This window comes from Streptomyces sp. TRM64462 (assembly GCF_013362995.1).
Lineage (GTDB): Bacteria > Actinomycetota > Actinomycetes > Streptomycetales > Streptomycetaceae > Streptomyces.
In genome coordinates, this window is the sequence record NZ_JABWDV010000089.1 from 1 (window position 1) to 16,130 (window position 16,130).

Genomic DNA, 16,130 nt, shown 5'->3' on the forward strand with positions numbered 1-16,130 from the left:
TGCCGGGGCCTCCGGCGTGGGCCCGGGGAGTCGCGGGGGCGGCGGGGTGTGTCCCGCGGGGCGTGCGTTTCCGGATCCGCCCGAGGCTCCGGGGCCTCCCGTGCGGTCGGCGCGATGGCGTGCGGCCATTACCTCTCCCCCCGTCGCGTGGTCGGTCGCGTGGTCAGAAGTCGGTCGCCAACGGCTCGTCGGCGGCCGGCCGGTGCTGCCGCTGCCGTGGTGCGTCGCCGGACGGCCCCTCCGCCGCCGCCAGCGCGCGCACCGCGTCCAGCTTCGCCGGACGGTAGTACGAACTGCCGCGCCGCCAGTACCAGATCATCGGAATGAGACCTGCCGCGAGCCCGCCGAGCCCGATCGCCACGGACGCGGCCGGCAGCTCCGTCAGCGACTCGAAGAAGATCCACAGCATGAACGCCGCCCCCGCCAGCGGCCACACCCCGCCCAGCAGGAACTCCCGTACGGACGACAGCAGGAGACCCCGGTACGCGACGACCGCCGCCACCCCCGCCAGGCCGTAGTAGAACGCGACCTGCAGTCCCATCGCGCTGACCGCGCCCGCCAGGATGTCCCCGACCGAGCCCAGCGCGTTCGCCGCCACGAACAGGACCAGCGCCACCCCGCCGACCACGGCGACCGCCACCCACGGCGTGTTCCAGCGGCGGTGCACCGCCCCGAGCGCGGCCGGCATCGTACGGTCCCGGCCCATCGCGAACAACGACCGCGTCACCTGGATCAGCGTCGTCTCCAGCGTCGCGACCGTCGACAGCATCACCGCCACCACCAGCAGTTTCCCGCCCACGCCCGGCCACACCGCGTCCCCGAGCAGCGCCAGCGTGTTGGCGCCGCCCGCCGCGCCGATCTCCTCGGCGGTCAGGATGACGTTCACGGCGACCGTGAACGCCTCGAAGAGCAGGAACACGACGGCGACGCCGACCAGTGCGGCGAGGCCCGCCGTGCGGCGGCTGTCACGGGTCTCCTCGCTGAGGTTGCTGGTCACGTCCCAGCCCCAGTAGTAGAAGGCGGCGATCAACGCGCCCGAAGCGAACCCGGACACCCCGTCGAAGTGCCCCAGCCCGAACCACGACCAGTCGAACGCCGCCGCCGCGCCCCGGTGCAGCATCGCGCCCAGCACGAAGAGGAGCAGGAGCAGCAGTTCCACGCCCGTCATCAGCAACTGCGCCCGCACCGTCAGCCGGGCCCCGCCCAGCACCACCAGCAGCATCACCAGGAACCAGCCCGCGCCCACCGCCGTGGCCGGCCAGGTCTCCTCGGCCGGCGCCGGGTCGAACAGCGCCAGCGTCAGCGCGCCCGCCGGCAGCGAACCGGCCACCATGAACAGCGTCGTCGACACCACGAGCGCCCATCCGGCCAGGAACCCCAGGCACGGGTGGAGCGTCCGCCCCACCCACGAGTACGCGGCGCCCGCGTTCACGTCGATCCGCCCGAGCCTGCCGTACGCCAGCACGATGCCGAGCATGGGCAGCGCGCAGTACAGCAGCGCGGCCGGCGCGGCGAGGCCGACGGCGCCGACGAGTACGGCGGTGGTGGCGGCGAGCGAGTAGGCGGGGGCACTGCCCGCGACCGCCATCACGACGGTGTCGAACGTGCCGAGCACATTGGGTCGAAGCCCTCTGCCGGAAGTGCTGCGCATACCGAACGTCCTTGACTGGCAGGGGAGGTGGAGAGGAAGTGGCGCCGAGCCGGTCGATCCGTGCGCATCGTAGTGGGGCGCCCGGAAGCCCGGCGTCCGGGGCTTCCGGGAGCTGTGCCGGGCAGCCGTCGAGTTGCCGACTCCCGCCCACGGGTGTGCCCTTGGAAGGCGGAAGGTGTTGGCAGGCGATTCGAAGGTGCGAGGGGCTGAGGGGGGGAGCTGACAGGGCTGACGGGGGCTGCGGGAAGGAGTCACACCATGGGCGCACACGCCGCTCCGGCGCGCCACCGCCGGGCGCGCACACGCGGCTCGGCGGGAGGAAGCACGCTGAGCTGGGCGCTGCCCGCGAGCCTGGCCTTCGTCTACGGCCTGTACGCCGGGTTCCTGGACCGCGGCGACGGCCCCACGGACTGGGGCAACGTCGTCTTCGGCCTGGTCAGCGGCGTCGTGTTCGGCGCACTCGCCTACGGCCTCGGCCGCGTGCAGCGGAGTCTCCCGCGCGAGCTGCGCGGCATCGCGTACGGGGCGCTGACCGGCGTCGGCGTCGGCTGGCTGCACAGCGCGGCAGGCGGCTTCAGCGTGCTGAGCAGCTCGTTCATCGGCCTGATCGTGGGTGCGTCGATGTTCTGCGCGGCGTTCTACGTCTTCTACACGCACGAATAGATGTTCGATGGCCGGTCGGTGGCGGCCGGTGGCATCGGGCGGCCCGCCGTCGGAGACTGGTGGACATGACCGAGACCGACTCTCCCGCCGTCGAGACGAGCGGCCTGGTGAAGGTCTTCGGCGCCACGCGGGCGCTCGACGGCGTCGACCTGCGGGTGCCGGCCGGCACCGTCTACGGCGTCCTCGGCCCGAACGGCGCGGGCAAGACGACGGCGGTGAAGGTCCTGGCCACACTGCTGCGCCCGGACGGCGGCGAGGCCCGGGTGTTCGGCCGGGACGTGGTGCGGGACGCCGACGCGGTGCGCGGCCGTGTGAGCCTGACCGGGCAGTACGCGTCGGTCGACGAGGACCTGACCGGCACGGAGAACCTGGTGCTGCTGGGCCGCCTCCTCGGCCACTCGCGGGCGTCCGCGCGGGAGCGGGCGGCGCAGCTCCTGGAGGCGTTCGGGCTGGCGGGCGCGGAGGGACGGCAGGTCAAGAACTACTCGGGCGGCATGCGGCGCCGTATCGACATCGCCGCGTCCATCCTCAACACCCCGGACCTCCTGTTCCTGGACGAGCCCACGACGGGCCTGGACCCGCGCTCCCGCAACCAGGTGTGGGACATCGTGCGGGCGGTCGTCGCCCAGGGCACGACGGTGCTGCTCACCACGCAGTACCTCGACGAGGCCGACCACCTCGCCTCGCGCATCGCGGTGATCGACCACGGGCGGGTCATCGCGGAGGGCACGAAGGGCGAGCTGAAGGCGTCGGTCGGCTCCGGTTCGGTGCACGTACGGCTCCGGGCGCCCGAGCAGCGCGAGGAGGCGGTACGGGTACTGAGGGCGGCCCTCGGCGACGTGACCGTCCAGCTCGACCCGGACCCGGTCGCGCTGACCGCGACGGTCGACGGCCACCGCACGGAGCTGGGCGCCGCCGAGCAGGCGGCCCGAGCCCTGACGGAACTGGCCCGGGCCGGGGTGACCGTCGACAACTTCGCGCTCGGACAGCCCAGCCTGGACGAGGTGTTCCTGGCGCTGACGGGCAAGGAGGGCCCGGCATGACCACGACCTCGTCACAGCAGGCACAGCAGGCACAGGCGCAGAAGGCGCAGCAGACCGACGCCGCAGCGTTCGTCGCGCCCCGCGCCGACGAACTGGCCGCGCTGCTGGTCACGGGCGCCGACCGGCGTCCGCCGCGCCCTTCGGCACTGTCCGCCTCGCTCACCTTCGGGTGGCGGGCCATGCTGAAGATCAAGCACGTGCCGGAGCAGCTCTTCGACGTGACGGCGTTCCCGATCATGATGGTGCTGATGTACACGTACCTCTTCGGAGGCGCGCTGGCCGGCTCGGTCTCGGCGTACATCCAGTTCCTGCTGCCGGGCATCCTGACGATGAGCGTCGTGATGATCACGATGTACACGGGTGTCGCGGTCAACACGGACATCGCGAAAGGCGTCTTCGACCGCTTCCGCACCCTCCCTATCTGGCGCCCCGCGCCGATGGTCGGCTACCTGCTGGGCGACGTCGTCCGCTACCTGATCGCGTCCGCCGTGATGCTGTCGGTCGGCCTGCTGATCGGCTACCGGCCGGACGGCGGGATCGCGGGGATCCTGGCGGGCGTGGCCCTGCTCATGGTCTTCTCCTTCGCCTTCTCCTGGATCTGGACGATGTTCGGCCTGCTGCTGCGCACCGAGAAGTCCGTGATGGGCGTCAGCATGATGGTGATCTTCCCGCTGACGTTCCTGAGCAATGTGTTCGTCGACCCGCGCACCATGCCCGGCTGGCTCCAGGCCTTCGTCAACAACAGCCCGATGACCCATCTGGCCACGTCGGTCCGGGAGTTGATGGCAGGCGGCTGGCCGGCGGCCGACATCGCGTGGACGCTGGGCTGGTCGGCGGTGTTCGTGGTGGTGTTCGGCGCGGTGACGATGCGGCTGTACAACCGGAAGTAGCGTGTCATCCGCCGGCGCGGCCGGTGCCGCCGGTGCCGCCCGTGGCGCGGCAGCGCGGGCACTGGCAGGGCGGCCAGATGGCGTGTGCCAGGGGTTCGCTGCTCCAGACCTGCCGTTCGGGTCCCCAGGTCCGGCCGCCGTCGCGGGAGACGCGGAGGGAGAGCAGGCGCAGCGGCTCCGAGGTCGCGGGCCCTGCGTTCACTTCGGCCCCCGCGCGTGGGGGTGGTTGCGGATCCGCACGTTGCAGTCGGTGGCCGCGGACAGGTCGCCCGCGCGGCGGGCCGACCTCTGCTGTCCTGCCAGGGCGGTGCACACGGCGCAGCCCTCCACCGGGACGGGTTCGAGGACGGGGAGCCGGAGGTGGACGGGGCCGTCCATCGTGGTCTTGTTCGCCATGGCGGAAGGCTGCTGGTGACCGCTGCTCACGCGGGAGTTGACCGGCGTTGACATACAGTGGTGGTCACCGGTCAACGCCACGAGGTTCACGATGCGTGACGAGTTCGCTGATGTGGCGCGCAGGGCGCTGCGCGACCAGGGCTATTCGATGAGGGCCGCCGCCCGGGCGGTCAACTACGACCCCGCCTACCTCTCCCGGGTGCTCAACGGCAAGCAGCGGCCCTCCGCCAAGCTGGCCAAGGCCCTGGACGGCCTGCTCGGGACCGGCGGCGCGCTGGCGGGCACCCTGCCCGGCGACGACGACCGCGCGCGGCTGTCCCGCAGTACGGCGAACCCGTTGCGGCTGGACGGCGCCACGGTCGACGCGATCGCGGGTGTGCTCACCGCGTACCGGCGGCTCGACGACACCGTGAGGCCCCGGTCCGTCATCCCGGCGACGCTCGCCCAGATGACAGAGGTCGTCCGGCTGCTCAAGGACGCCAGGGGACCGCACCGGGACCGGCTGGCCGAAGTGGCCTCGGAGTTCGTCCAGTTCGGCGGGTGGCTGCTCGCGCAGGAACGGCGGGACGGTGAGGCCGTACGGCTCCTGGGCGAGGCGGTGGAGCTGGCCGACGAGGTCGGCAACGGCACGCTCGCCGCCCAGGCGCTCAACTTCAAGGGCTACCTGGCCCGCCGGCAGGCCAGGCCGCAGGGCGTGGCCCGCTGGTACTCGGCCGCCGCGTTCACGCCCGGCGCCCATCCCGCCCAGCGCCTGGGCGACATGCTCCAGGCAGCCGCCGGCCTGGCCGAGCTGGGGGCGAGGGACGACGCCCTGCGCATGATGGAGAACGCCGAGCGGCTGACCGACGTGGCCGCCGCCCTGCCGCCCCCGGACACGGCGTACTGGCTCACGCCCGAGTTCAACCGCCTGAACATGGGCCTGGCCCACCTCGGCCTCGGCCGATACGCCGACGCGGTCGACCACATCACCGCAGGCCTGGCGGGACTCCCCGCCGAGCTGCGGAACGCCCCCTGGACCTGGGAGCACCGGGACGCACTGAGACGGGCCACCGAGGCCCGCTGAACCGGTCGCGGCGGGGCCCTGCGGCGTCGGGCGTATTGTGGGCGGCGGACCACGACGGCCATGGCAAGGAGACGCGATGAGCGACCTGGAGCGCTGGAAGGAGAAGGGCGTCGCCCTGCGCGTCTTCGTGTACGTGTTCGTGACGCACGCGCTCGCCGGGTTCGTGTGGATCCTCTTCTACGTCGGCGACCACGCGAACAAGTAGCCCCGGCGGCGGGCCGTGTCCCGACCGGCCGGTAGGGTTCCGGCCCGTGAGCAGCCCGGAGAAGCCCGCACCACCACCCCTCACCGTCGTCGGTATCGGCGCCGACGGCTGGGCCGGGCTGCCCGAGGCGTCCCGGGACGCCCTGCGCGCCGCCGACGTCGTCATCGGCGGCGGTGCCCGCCAGCTCGCCCTGCTGCCGGACGCCGAGGTCGGCGCCGAACGCGTCGCCTGGCCGTCGCCGCTGCGGCCGGCCGTGCCCGGGCTCCTGGCGGCGTACGAGGGCCGCGACGTCGCCGTGCTGGCCAGCGGTGACCCCATGTTCCACGGCATCGGCCGCGCACTCGCCGAGACCCTCGGGCCCGGGCGGCTGCGCGTCCTGCCGCACCCGTCGTCCGTCTCGTACGCCTGCGCCCGGCTCGGCTGGCCGCTGGAGGACACCGAGACCGTCACGCTCGTCGGGCGCCCCCTCGACACCCTGGCGGCCGCGCTGCACCACGGGCGGCGGCTGCTGGTGCTCAGCGCCGGCGCCGGCACCCCCGGCGAGGTGGCCGGGCTGCTGCGGGAGCGGGGCTTCGGGCCCAGCCGCCTCCACGTCCTGGAGCAGCTCGGCAGCGGGACGCGGGAGCGCCTGCTCCACGGCACCGCCGACGACTGGCCCCACCCGCAGGGCGACCCCCTGAACATCGTCGCCGTCGAGTGCCTCCGCGCCCCGGGCGCGCCGCGCCTCGGCGCCGTACCGGGCCTGCCCGACGACGCGTACGAGCACGACGGCCAGCTCACCAAGCGGCACGTACGCGCCGCGACCCTCGCCGCCCTCGCGCCCGCCCCCGGCGAACTGCTGTGGGACATCGGCGGCGGCTCCGGCTCCATCGGCATCGAGTGGATGCGCGCCCACCGCACCTGCCGTGCCGTCGCCGTCGAACGCGACCCGGAACGGGCCGAGCGCATCGCCCGCAACGCCGCGGCCCTCGGCGTACCGGGCCTCCGGGTCGTCCGCGCCGCCGCGCCCGGGGGGCTCGCGGAGCTCGACACGCCGGACGCCGTGTTCATCGGCGGCGGGCTCACCGTTCCCGGCCTGCTCGACGCCTGCTGGGACGCGCTCCCGGCGGGCGGCCGGCTGGTCGCCAACACCGTGACGCTGGAGTCCGAGGCGCTGCTGGCCGACCGGTACCGGCGGCACGGCGGTGAGCTCGTACGGCTCGCGGTCGCGCACGCCGTACCGGTGGGCGGCTTCACCGGCTGGCGGCAGGCGATGCCGGTCACGCAATGGACCGTAACCAAGGCAGGAGAGCAGCAGGCATGACCGTTCACTTCATCGGCGCGGGCCCCGGGGCCGCCGACCTGATCACCGTGCGCGGCGCCCGTACGCTCGCCTCCTGCCAGGTGTGCCTGTACGCCGGGTCGCTGGTCCCGCGCGAGCTGCTCGCCGAGTGCCCGCCGGACGCGCGCCTCGTCGACACCGCGCACCTGGACCTCGACGAGATCGTCGCGGAGATCGTCCGCGCCCACGAGGCCGGGCACGACGTGGCCCGGCTGCACTCCGGCGACCCGTCCGTGTTCAGCGCGGTCGCGGAGCAGATGCGACGGCTCGACGCGGTCGGCGTCCCGTACGAGGTGGTGCCGGGCGTCCCGGCGTTCGCGGCGGCCGCGGCGGCGCTGAAGCGGGAGCTGACCGTGCCGACGGTCGGCCAGACCGTCATCCTCACGCGCATCGCCCAGCAGGCCACGCCCATGCCGGAGGGCGAGGACCTCGCCACGCTCGGCCGCAGCGGCGCGCTGCTGGTGCTGCACCTGGCCGCGCGGTACGTCGACCGGGTCGTCGGCGAGCTGGTCCCGCACTACGGCGAGGACTGCCCGGCGGCCGTCGTGGCGATGGCCAGCCGCCCGGACGAGCTGGTGCTGCGCGGCACGCTCGCGGACATCGCCGCGCAGACGAAGGCCGCGGGCATCACGAAGACCGCCGTGATCATCGTCGGCCGCACCCTGGCCGCGACCCAGTTCCGCGACAGCCACCTGTACTCACCGGAGCGCGAACGCCACGCCTGCTGAGCCCGGGGGGCCGCCGGACAGCAGGGGGCGCGGGACAGCGGGGGCGCTGCACAGCAGGGTCGCGGGCCGGCGGGGTCGTCGCACGGCAGGGTCGCCGGACAACGGGGTCGCCGCGCAGCAGGTCGCCGGGCCAGAGGACCGTCGCACAGAGGGCCGTCGCACAGCGGGTCGCCGCGCAGCGGGGGCCAGGGACAGCGGGTCGCTGCACAGCGGGGTCGCGGGACAGCAGGGTCGCTGGACAGCGGTCGTCGCGCAGCGGGGTCGCCGGACAGCGGGTCGCCGCGCAGAAGGCCCGTCGCGCAGCGGGGTCGCCGCGCAGCGGGGTGTCGGAGAGCCGGTGGCGGCGGCCGGCCGGGCCATGATGCCGGGAGTGAACGCTCTCAGCTTCTCCGCCGCCTTCATCACGTTCTTCTCGGTGGTCGGCCCGCCGAAGGTCATGCTGTCCTTCGCCGGTCTCGCCCAGCTGCACGTGACGCGCCGACTGCGCCTCATCGCGCTGATCGCCTCCGCGGCCGCCCTGCTGGTCGGCGTCGGCACCGGCTTCGCCGCGCCCTGGCTGCTCGACCTGTTCCACATCACCACGCCCGCGCTGAAGCTCGCGGGCGGGCTGATCTTCTTCCTGTACGCCCTGGGCCTGGTCTTCGGCATCCACCTCGGCTCCGACGGCGCCGGCCAGGACAGCCAGGACCTGGTCAGCGGCGTACGGGCGCTGCTCATCCCGTACGTGGTGAGCCCGCTGGCCATGACGGGCCTGCTCGTAGAGGCGTCCGCCCGCGACTCCTGGACCTGGCGCAGCACCGTCGTGGGCGCGTACCTCTCGGTCATCGTCCTGGACCTGGTGTGCGTCCTGGCGCTGGCCCGGCTGCTGCGCCGCACGCACCACGCCACCATTGAACTGGCCGGCCGGCTGCTCGGGCTCCTGCTCGCGGCGGTGGGCGTGGACCTGGCGCTCGACGGCCTGTCCGACCTGGGCGTCCCGGGCCTCCAGAGGGCCGATGCCTGACGGGTGGTCAGTGGGCGCCTGGGGTGGTGGCCAGGATCCGCTCGAAGGTCCTGCCGCCGTCCTTCGACTCGTACACGCCGCTCTCCGTGGCGGCCAGGATGTGGCCGGCCGTCACGGCCGTCAGCGCCTGCGGGCCGCTGCCCGGGACCGTGGACACCTTCCGCCACGTCCGGCCGCCGTCGGCGCTGCGGTGCAGGCCGCCCTGCGGGTCGAGGCCGAACAGCGCGTCCGCCGCCGGCCAGGACACGTACGCCATGACGGGCTCCGCGCCGGGCCCGAAGGTGCGGCCGCCGTCCGTGGACCGGGCGATGCCCTTGCCGGTGGTCGCCAGGACCGTGTCCGGGTCCTCGGGGCTCACGGCGATGTCCAGCGCCCGCAGTTCGGCGCGGTCGTCCCAGTTCTCGCGGTCCTCGCTGACACGGAGGCGGCCGCCGGTGCTGTCGTAGCCGTAGACGGTGCCGTGCGCGTAGTCGAGCGCGTGGAAGTCGGCGCCGCCGGACAGGGACCTCACCTTCCAGGTCACGCCGGCGTCCGTCGACTCGATCAGACCGCGGTTCCCGGGCTCGTCGTCGTTGCCGTGCCCGGGGTGGCCGCTGGCCACGAACGTACGGGGGCCGACGACCGTGAAGCCCATGTAGTCGTCGTGGCTGTCGCCGACGCGGCGGGCGGTGCCGTCCGGGTTCGGCGTGAGGATCCCCTCGTGCGTGGCGACGTGGACGCGCCCGTCGGCGGGGTCGACGCCGAGCCCGTGGATGTGGCTGACGCGGATGACGTCGCCGGTGGCGGTGGTGACGGTCCCACCGCTTCCTGAGTCCGGGCTCGCGCAGCCGGCCAGGGGGAGGGCGAGCGCGAGGAGGGCGGCGGCGGTGGCGGTGGTCCTGGTGCGGATGTTCATGGGTGCGTGCCTCACTGAAGGGAGCTGGGGGTGACCGACGGAGCCGGTGGTCCCTAGATCCGCAGGAGAGACAGCCTCGCCAGGTCGGGCGGGCGCGGAGCCGGCTGGGCTCGCAGCGCATGGAGGATGCGGTTCCGCGCGGGCGGATGCCCGTCGGGGCGGCGGCGGATGAGCGCCACCTGGACCAGGGCGGTGAGGAGCCACGTACCGAACAGGACGGCGACGCACAGGGCGGCGAGGTCCGTGTGGGTCCCGGGAGTACGGGTCTCGTGCTCGCGCTCGTGGTCATGGCCGGCGGGCACCGACGCGTACGCGACGGACGTGGTGGTCGTGGTCGTCGTCGGCGCCGGCTCGGCCGGGTGCCCGAGCCCGTGCATCAGGAACAGCCCGAAGGCGAGCGCTGCCACGGCGGCAAGCAGCAGAGGAGTTCTGGTCCGCGCCGTCATGGGGGGTGCTGCCTTCCAGGTGTCGTTGCCGACCGAGGGTACCGGCACCGCCCTACGGTGAGGGGGTGCAGTGGGTACGGGACCGGGCGGGCGTCGCCTCCTTCGCCGTGACCTGCGTCCTCGCGGGCGGCAACGCCGTCGGCATCCGCTTCAGCAACCGCGAGCTGGACCCCCTCTGGGGCGCGTCGCTCCGGTTCGGCGCGGCCGCGCTCCTCCTGCTGGCGATCATGGCGGCGCTGCGGCTTCCGTGGCCGCGCGGGCGGGCGCTCGCCGGGTCGGTGCTGTTCGGGATGCTCAACTTCGGCGTGACGTTCGGGCTGGCGTACTACGCGCTGGTCCACATCCACGCGGGCCTCGGCCAGACGCTCCTCGCCCTCGTACCGCTCGCCGCGCTGCTGCTGGCGGTGGCGCAGCACCAGGAGCGGTTCCGGCTCACCGGGCTCGCCGGGACGGTGTGCGCCGTCGGGGGCGTGGCGGTGGTGTCGCAGGCGCCGCTCCAGGCGGACGTGCCTTTGGGCGCGCTGCTGGCGGCGCTGGGTGCCGTGCTGTCGCTGGCGCAGGCCGCGGTGCTGGTGCGGCGGCTGCCGAAGGTCCACCCTGTGACGATGAACGCGGTCGGCATGACCGCGGCGGCGGCCGCGCTGTTCGCGGTCTCGCGGGCGGTGGGCGACGCGTGGGTGCTGCCCGAGCGCGCGGCGACGTGGTGGGCGCTGGCGTACCTGGTGGTGGCGGGGTCGGTGCTGACGTTCGTCTTCTACCTCCTGGTGATCCAGCGGTGGGGCGCCTCGCGCGCGGCGTACGTCTTCGTGGTGATCCCGGTGGTCGCGATCGCCGTGTCGGCGTGGCTGGACGACGAGCCGCTGACGTGGTCGCTGCTGCTGGGCGCCCCGCTGATCATCGCGGGTGTGTATCTGGGCGCCCTGCGCCCGGCGACGACGACGAGCGAGGAGCCCCCGGAGCCGCCGGATCGCTCGGGGCCGCCGGATCGCCCGGGGCCTCCGGGGCCTCCGGAGGCACCAGGGGGCCGGGAGGCCTCAGACCGTCCAGAGTGACGGCGACGAGGCGCTGGACCGCCGCCTTGGACGGCAGGCCCCCCGCGGCCTCCAGGGCGTGCAGACAGTACGCGGCGAGCTCGGCGGCCGGCACGTCCCCGCGCACGGCGCCTTCCGCGGCCGCCTCGGTGACCAGGTCCCGTACGAGACCGGTGAGGTGGTGGCGGGCGCGGTCGACGTGCTCGCCCCGGTGCAGCAGCGCCGCCAGCCCGGCGCCGTGGCCCGCGCGCTGCCGCTGGATGCCCGCGTACGTGTCCAGGACGGCCGCCAGCCGGTCGGCCGCGCTGCCGGGGCGGTGCCGCAGCCCGGTGATGAGGTCCAGGTGGGCGGCGACCTGCCGCTCGTGCCAGGCGGTCAGGACCGCCTCGACGTCCGGGAAGTACTTGTAGAGCGTCGCCCGGCCGATGCCCGTCTCCGTGGCGATCCGCGACATCGTCACCGCGCGAGGCCCGTGTTCGGCGGCCAGCGTCGCCGTGGCGTCCAGCACCGCGTCCCGTACCGCGCGGCGGTGTTCCTCGATGGTCTCGTTCCACAGCTTCGGCACCCACTCAGTGTAGGCAGCGGGAACCGCATACACTGTGCCGTGCAAGTAGACAGTGTGTCTCGAAAAAGGGGAGCCCTCGATGACTGACACCGATGACGCACACCGCCCGCCGACGCCCCGGTGGGTGAAGGTCTCGGGCGTGGTGGCCCTGGTGGCGCTGGCCCTGTTCGTCGTGCTGCACCTGACGGGCGGCGCGGGCGGCGGCCTGGGCCCGGGCATACACGGTCTGGGCGCCCTGTCGTGACCCTGCCCCCGATATGGCGCAAGGCCGCGCTGACCGCCCATGTGACGGCTTCCGTCGGCTGGCTGGGCGCGGTGGCGGCGTTCCTGGCACTGGCGGCCGCGGGCCTGGCGGGCGGCGACACGGACCGTGCGCGCGGCCTGTACCTGGCGACGCAGGTGCTCACCTGGTGGGTGATCGTCCCACTGGCCTTCGCGTCCCTGCTGACGGGTGTCGTCCAGGCGCTCGGCACGCCGTGGGGGCTGCTCCGCCACTACTGGGTCGTCGCCAAGCTGGCGCTGACCGTCCTGGCGACCGGCTTCCTGCTCCTCCACACCGCCCCGGTCGGCCACCTCGCGGACGTGTCGGCCCGCGGCGCCGCCCTGGACGGCTCCCTCGACGGCCTCCGCGTCCAGCTCCTCGTGGACGCGGGCGCGGCCCTGGTGGTGCTCCTCGTCGTGACGGTTCTGTCGGTCTTCCAGCCGCGCGGCCTCACCCCGTACGGCCGGCGCGCGACCACCCGCCGGCGACGCGGGTAGGGACCGCGCCGCGGTGGCGTCGGCCGTCGGAGGCGGCACCTCGCCGGTCCCGCGGGTCCCCTGACGCCACATGCACCCCACGAGAGGGCCGTCCGGCACGCCCTGGGGACGTCGGACCCCTTCCGCACGCGCGACGGCGTGTGTTCACTTCACTACCGTGCAGGAATCGCCGGGAGTACGCCGGGAGTACGGGAGGCGCCGTATGGCGGGGAAGCGAGCCACCAGGTGATCGCGGCGGTCGGCCACACCGACCTGACCCCGGACACCCTGAGACTGGTCGAGAGCGAGCTGCGCGCCCGGCTCGACCACCTGGCGGACGGGGCCACCGGCCTCGTACGCGTCGGCGCCGGGCTGCCGCTGGCCTTCGGGCGTGCCGTACGGGAGGCGGGCCGCGACCTGGTCGTCCTCCTCCCCGCCCAGGGCTCCGTCCCGGCGGCGCTGCCGCGTCGCGACCGGGTGGCGGCCGGTGAACTGCTGCTCCTGGCCGAGCGGATGCGCCTCATGCCATACGACCCGGAGGGCCGCGACGCCTGCGTCGGCGCGGACGAACGGATGATCACCACGAGCCGCCGCCTCCTGGCCGTCTGGGACGGCTCCCCGTCCAACGGCCGCGACGCGACCGCCCACCTGGTGGCGTACGCCCGCGGCCGAGGCATCCCGGTGGACGTGGTGTGGCCCCCGGGCGCCCGCCGCGCAGAACGCATCTGACCGCCGGCCGAGCACGCCCACCGGAAACCCTCCGAACACCACTAGCCGCCCGCCGCCGCCCGCCCCTCCGTATTGAGCAGTACGAGGGTCGAGCCGGGCCCGAGGCCGAGTGCGGCGGCGCGCGCGTCGCCGCCCGGCCCGGTGAGGAGCTTCCGTACACCCGCGAGGGACGCGGCACCGCAGGGCCCCGCGGACACCCCGAGCGCGCCGAGATCGGCGGCGGCCCGGGCACTGCCGGCGTCGCTGACGGCGACGGCGGCGTCAAGACCGTCCCGCAGCCGCGGCCAGGCGATGCTGGACGGCGTACCGCAGTTGAGCCCGGCCATACCCGTCTGCCCGGTGGCGACCGACGTCAGCCGCCCCCTCCGCAGACTCTCCAGCACACACGCGGCGGCCTCCGGCTCGACGGCCAGCAGCGCGGGCCGCCGCCCCGCCGGCCTCGCCTCGTAATGCGTGACCACGGCCTGCGCCAGCGACCCGACCCCCACCGGCACCGCCACGAGCCCGGGCGTCCCCGCCCCGGCCTCCGCCAGTTGCTCGTCGATCTCGGCGCACAGCGTGGAGTACCCCTCCACGATCCACCCCGGCACCCGCTCGTACCCGTCCCAGGCGGTGTCCTGCACCAGCACGGCATCGCCCCCCACGGCACCGGCGGCCCGCCGCACGGCCTCGTCGTAGGGCCCCGCCACCTCCACGACCTCGGCCCCCTCGGCCGCGATCGCCGCGGCGGCCCCGGCCGCCACCCCGTCCGGCACGAACACCCGCGCCCGCTGCCCCGCCCACCGGGCGGTACGCGCGACGGCCCGCCCGTGGTTCCCGTCCGTAGCGGTCACCAACGTCACGGCCCCCGCCCCGCGCCGACCCACCACCCGGTGCACGGCCCATGAGGCCCCCAGCACCTTGAACGAGGGCAACCCCAACCGCACCGACTCGTCCTTGACGAAAACCCGCCCGACCCCCAACTCGCGAGCGAGCGCGGGCAATTCGACCAACGCCGTAGCCGCGAACCCCGCCAACCCCCGATGAAACTCCCGCACCCCCACAGGCACACCACCCCCATACCTCGCCCGCCCCCGCCCCCGCCCCACCCGAACGAACACCCGGTCAGCACCCATCCCCCCACACTGCCAGGCGGAGCGGAACCATGGAGCTCAGACCTTCCCCACCGCGCTCGACCTCTTTCAGCCACGACGAAGGGCCCCACCGCGAACGGTGGGGCCCTTCGACATCGTGCCCGGTGAGGCACTGGCGGAGGATACGAGATTCGAACTCGTGAGGGGTTGCCCCCAACACGCTTTCCAAGCGTGCGCCCTAGGCCTCTAGGCGAATCCTCCGCCGGAAACATTACATGACGCCGAGCAGTGCTCGCGAACTCGTTCCCGGGCGGGACGATCAGGTACTCTTGGCGGAGCCCCTCACGTGGCGCTATCTGACTGAACTCCCCCAGGGCCGGAAGGCAGCAAGGGTAGGTCGGCTCTGGCGGGTGCGTGGGGGGCGCTTGCGTTGGTGGGGATCTTGGGGCGGACCGGTTGTCGGTGGGGCCCGATATCGTCGTAAGCGTGTCGTCCCTCGCGCTGTACCGCCGCTATCGACCCGAGACCTTCGCCGAGGTCATCGGGCAGGAGCATGTCACCGACCCGCTGCAGCAGGCGCTGCGGAACAACCGGGTCAATCACGCGTACCTGTTCAGCGGGCCGCGCGGATGCGGCAAGACGACCAGTGCGCGCATCCTCGCGCGGTGCCTGAACTGCGAGCAGGGGCCCACGCCCACCCCGTGCGGCGAGTGCCAGTCGTGCCGGGACCTGGCGCGCAACGGGCCGGGTTCGATCGACGTCATCGAGATCGACGCCGCCTCGCACGGCGGTGTGGACGACGCGCGTGACCTGCGCGAGAAGGCGTTCTTCGGGCCGGCGAGCAGCCGGTACAAGATCTACATCATCGACGAGGCCCACATGGTCACCTCGGCGGGCTTCAACGCCCTGCTGAAGGTCGTCGAGGAGCCGCCCGAGCATCTGAAGTTCATCTTCGCGACGACCGAGCCCGAGAAGGTCATCGGGACCATCCGGTCGCGCACCCATCACTACCCGTTCCGGCTCGTGCCGCCCGGGACGCTCCGGGAGTACCTCGCCGAGGTCTGCGGGCGGGAGGGCATCCCCGTCGAGGACGGTGTGCTGCCGCTCGTCGTGCGCGCCGGGGCCGGGTCCGTGCGTGACTCCATGTCCGTCATGGACCAGCTCCTCGCCGGCGCCGGCGAGGACGGTGTGACGTACGCCATGGCCACCTCCCTCCTCGGGTACACCGACGGGTCGCTGCTCGACTCCGTCGTCGAGGCGTTCGCCACGGGAGACGGTGCCGCGGCCTTCGAAGTCGTCGATCGCGTCATCGAAGGGGGCAACGATCCGCGACGGTTCGTCGCCGATCTGCTGGAGCGGCTGCGCGATCTGGTGATCCTCGCCGCTGTTCCGGACGCTGCCGGCAAGGGGCTCATCGACGGGCCGGCCGATGTCGTCGAGCGGATGCAGGCGCAGGCCTCCACGTTCGGGGCCGCCGAGCTGAGCCGCGCCGCCGACCTCGTCAACGCCGGGCTCACCGAGATGCGCGGCGCCACCTCGCCCCGCCTTCAGCTGGAGCTGATCTGCGCGCGCGTGCTGCTGCCCGCCGCCTTCGGCGACGAGCGGTCGGTGCAGGCCCGCATCGAGCGGCTGGAGCGGGGCATGCACGTCCAGGCCGCCGCCGGGCCGGGGCCGTCGGTCGGGTACGTGC

At 73.9% G+C, this 16,130-nt stretch carries 19 protein-coding genes, 1 tRNA gene, 1 other RNA gene and 1 pseudogene; 14 read left to right on the plus strand and 8 right to left on the minus strand.

The genetic code is table 11. The features are described 5' to 3' along the window. Positions 1 to 163 precede the first annotated feature (163 nt). A complete protein-coding gene (locus HTZ82_RS04335; protein ID WP_175407928.1) occupies positions 164 to 1,651 on the minus strand; it encodes an APC family permease in 1,488 nt (495 codons plus the stop codon). Positions 1,652 to 1,909: 258 nt separating this feature from the next. Between HTZ82_RS04335 and HTZ82_RS04340 the strand changes: the two genes are divergently transcribed. From HTZ82_RS04340 to HTZ82_RS04350, 3 genes are all read left to right on the plus strand, one after another. Continuing rightward, positions 1,910 to 2,314: a hypothetical protein gene (locus tag HTZ82_RS04340; protein WP_254711605.1), complete on the plus strand. Its 405-nt coding sequence runs from the start codon at positions 1,910 to 1,912 to the stop codon at positions 2,312 to 2,314. Positions 2,315 to 2,379: 65 nt separating this feature from the next. Continuing rightward, positions 2,380 to 3,357 carry an ATP-binding cassette domain-containing protein gene (locus HTZ82_RS04345; protein WP_175407929.1) on the plus strand — a complete coding sequence of 326 codons (978 nt, stop codon included), beginning with the start codon at positions 2,380 to 2,382 and terminating at the stop codon, positions 3,355 to 3,357. Continuing rightward, complete coding sequence (locus HTZ82_RS04350) at positions 3,354 to 4,247, plus strand: ABC transporter permease (RefSeq protein WP_254711606.1); 894 nt, start codon at positions 3,354 to 3,356, stop codon at positions 4,245 to 4,247. The genes HTZ82_RS04345 and HTZ82_RS04350 overlap by 4 nt, the downstream gene beginning before the upstream one ends. Before the next feature lie 4 nt (positions 4,248 to 4,251). Here the strand turns inward: HTZ82_RS04350 and HTZ82_RS04355 are convergent, their stop codons facing one another. After that, positions 4,252 to 4,449 carry a hypothetical protein gene (locus HTZ82_RS04355; protein ID WP_175407927.1) on the minus strand — a complete coding sequence of 66 codons (198 nt, stop codon included), beginning with the start codon at positions 4,447 to 4,449 and terminating at the stop codon, positions 4,252 to 4,254. Continuing rightward, positions 4,446 to 4,643: a hypothetical protein gene (locus HTZ82_RS04360; RefSeq protein WP_175407930.1), complete on the minus strand. Its 198-nt coding sequence runs from the start codon at positions 4,641 to 4,643 to the stop codon at positions 4,446 to 4,448. Before HTZ82_RS04360 ends, HTZ82_RS04355 begins: the two co-directional genes overlap by 4 nt. A gap of 91 nt (positions 4,644 to 4,734) precedes the next feature. Between HTZ82_RS04360 and HTZ82_RS04365 the strand changes: the two genes are divergently transcribed. The 5 genes from HTZ82_RS04365 (at position 4,735) to HTZ82_RS04380 (ending at position 8,963) form a co-directional block, all read left to right on the plus strand. Then, a complete protein-coding gene (locus HTZ82_RS04365) occupies positions 4,735 to 5,706 on the plus strand; it encodes a helix-turn-helix transcriptional regulator (protein WP_175407931.1) in 972 nt (323 codons plus the stop codon). A gap of 76 nt (positions 5,707 to 5,782) precedes the next feature. Beyond that, the gene (locus HTZ82_RS31975) at positions 5,783 to 5,911 is read left to right on the plus strand and encodes a DUF6126 family protein (protein ID WP_254711607.1); all 129 of its coding nucleotides are present in this window, start codon (positions 5,783 to 5,785) and stop codon (positions 5,909 to 5,911) included. Between the two features lie 46 nt (positions 5,912 to 5,957). After that, a complete protein-coding gene (gene cbiE, locus HTZ82_RS04370; RefSeq protein WP_175407932.1) occupies positions 5,958 to 7,214 on the plus strand; it encodes a precorrin-6y C5,15-methyltransferase (decarboxylating) subunit CbiE in 1,257 nt (418 codons plus the stop codon). Then, on the plus strand, positions 7,211 to 7,960 hold the full coding sequence (gene cobM / locus HTZ82_RS04375) for a precorrin-4 C(11)-methyltransferase (RefSeq protein ID WP_175407933.1): 750 nt from the start codon (positions 7,211 to 7,213) through the stop codon (positions 7,958 to 7,960). Before cbiE ends, cobM begins: the two co-directional genes overlap by 4 nt. A 370-nt stretch (positions 7,961 to 8,330) precedes the next feature. Then, complete coding sequence (locus tag HTZ82_RS04380; protein ID WP_175407934.1) at positions 8,331 to 8,963, plus strand: MarC family protein; 633 nt, start codon at positions 8,331 to 8,333, stop codon at positions 8,961 to 8,963. Between the two features lie 7 nt (positions 8,964 to 8,970). Here the strand turns inward: HTZ82_RS04380 and HTZ82_RS04385 are convergent, their stop codons facing one another. Together HTZ82_RS04385 and HTZ82_RS04390 are read right to left on the minus strand one after the other, a co-directional pair. Continuing rightward, the gene (locus HTZ82_RS04385) at positions 8,971 to 9,858 is read right to left on the minus strand and encodes a F510_1955 family glycosylhydrolase (protein ID WP_175407935.1); all 888 of its coding nucleotides are present in this window, start codon (positions 9,856 to 9,858) and stop codon (positions 8,971 to 8,973) included. Between the two features lie 53 nt (positions 9,859 to 9,911). Then, the gene (locus HTZ82_RS04390; protein ID WP_175407936.1) at positions 9,912 to 10,352 is read right to left on the minus strand and encodes a DUF6153 family protein; all 441 of its coding nucleotides are present in this window, start codon (positions 10,350 to 10,352) and stop codon (positions 9,912 to 9,914) included. Between the two features lie 17 nt (positions 10,353 to 10,369). Between HTZ82_RS04390 and HTZ82_RS04395 the strand changes: the two genes are divergently transcribed. Continuing rightward, the gene (locus HTZ82_RS04395) at positions 10,370 to 11,356 is read left to right on the plus strand and encodes a DMT family transporter (RefSeq protein WP_175407937.1); all 987 of its coding nucleotides are present in this window, start codon (positions 10,370 to 10,372) and stop codon (positions 11,354 to 11,356) included. Positions 11,357 to 11,393: 37 nt separating this feature from the next. Here the strand turns inward: HTZ82_RS04395 and HTZ82_RS33035 are convergent. Further along, positions 11,394 to 11,990: pseudogene (locus HTZ82_RS33035) on the minus strand (TetR/AcrR family transcriptional regulator); the annotation flags it as partial. On the opposite strand from HTZ82_RS33035, the gene HTZ82_RS04400 reads away from it, so the two are divergent. The 3 genes from HTZ82_RS04400 to HTZ82_RS04410 all read left to right on the plus strand — a co-directional run bounded on the left by HTZ82_RS04400 (position 11,980) and on the right by HTZ82_RS04410 (position 13,367). Then, positions 11,980 to 12,144, plus strand: coding sequence for a hypothetical protein (locus tag HTZ82_RS04400; RefSeq protein ID WP_175407938.1), 165 nt, complete (start codon positions 11,980 to 11,982; stop codon positions 12,142 to 12,144). The pseudogene HTZ82_RS33035 and the gene HTZ82_RS04400 overlap by 11 nt on opposite strands. Continuing rightward, positions 12,141 to 12,659 (plus strand): hypothetical protein, encoded by a 519-nt coding sequence (locus HTZ82_RS04405; RefSeq protein WP_309235299.1) that lies wholly within the window; start codon positions 12,141 to 12,143, stop codon positions 12,657 to 12,659. Before HTZ82_RS04400 ends, HTZ82_RS04405 begins: the two co-directional genes overlap by 4 nt. A gap of 225 nt (positions 12,660 to 12,884) precedes the next feature. After that, positions 12,885 to 13,367, plus strand: a complete 483-nt coding sequence (locus HTZ82_RS04410) for a hypothetical protein (RefSeq protein ID WP_175407939.1) — start codon at positions 12,885 to 12,887, stop codon at positions 13,365 to 13,367. 41 nt (positions 13,368 to 13,408) lie between these two features. Here the strand turns inward: HTZ82_RS04410 and HTZ82_RS04415 are convergent, their stop codons facing one another. Both HTZ82_RS04415 and HTZ82_RS04420 read right to left on the minus strand, forming a co-directional pair. Further along, entirely contained in the window at positions 13,409 to 14,455 is a 1,047-nt protein-coding gene (locus HTZ82_RS04415) for a pyridoxal-phosphate dependent enzyme (protein ID WP_375540779.1), read from the minus strand. Between the two features lie 158 nt (positions 14,456 to 14,613). Further along, positions 14,614 to 14,701, minus strand: a tRNA-Ser gene (locus tag HTZ82_RS04420). 72 nt (positions 14,702 to 14,773) lie between these two features. Here HTZ82_RS04420 and ffs point away from each other — a divergent pair. Next, an RNA gene (ffs, locus tag HTZ82_RS04425) (signal recognition particle sRNA small type) lies at positions 14,774 to 14,872 on the plus strand. Positions 14,873 to 14,926: 54 nt separating this feature from the next. Beyond that, positions 14,927 to 16,130: DNA polymerase III subunit gamma and tau (locus HTZ82_RS04430; RefSeq protein WP_175407941.1), on the plus strand; the 1,204-nt coding region annotated here is incomplete at its 3' end.

Excerpts from the sequence above, each read along its gene's own strand:
- HTZ82_RS04365 (WP_175407931.1), top strand. The coding sequence starts at position 4,735 with ATGCGTGACGAGTTCGCTGATGTGGCGCGCAGGGCGCTGCGCGACCAG.
- HTZ82_RS31975 (WP_254711607.1), top strand. The coding sequence starts at position 5,783 with ATGAGCGACCTGGAGCGCTGGAAGGAGAAGGGCGTCGCCCTGCGCGTC.
- HTZ82_RS04340 (WP_254711605.1), top strand. The coding sequence starts at position 1,910 with ATGGGCGCACACGCCGCTCCGGCGCGCCACCGCCGGGCGCGCACACGC.
- HTZ82_RS04385 (WP_175407935.1), bottom strand. The coding sequence starts at position 9,858 with ATGAACATCCGCACCAGGACCACCGCCACCGCCGCCGCCCTCCTCGCG.
- HTZ82_RS04335 (WP_175407928.1), bottom strand. The coding sequence starts at position 1,651 with ATGCGCAGCACTTCCGGCAGAGGGCTTCGACCCAATGTGCTCGGCACG.
- HTZ82_RS04350 (WP_254711606.1), top strand. The coding sequence starts at position 3,354 with ATGACCACGACCTCGTCACAGCAGGCACAGCAGGCACAGGCGCAGAAG.
- HTZ82_RS04345 (WP_175407929.1), top strand. The coding sequence starts at position 2,380 with ATGACCGAGACCGACTCTCCCGCCGTCGAGACGAGCGGCCTGGTGAAG.
- cobM (WP_175407933.1), top strand. The coding sequence starts at position 7,211 with ATGACCGTTCACTTCATCGGCGCGGGCCCCGGGGCCGCCGACCTGATC.
- HTZ82_RS04360 (WP_175407930.1), bottom strand. The coding sequence starts at position 4,643 with ATGGCGAACAAGACCACGATGGACGGCCCCGTCCACCTCCGGCTCCCC.
- HTZ82_RS04400 (WP_175407938.1), top strand. The coding sequence starts at position 11,980 with ATGACTGACACCGATGACGCACACCGCCCGCCGACGCCCCGGTGGGTG.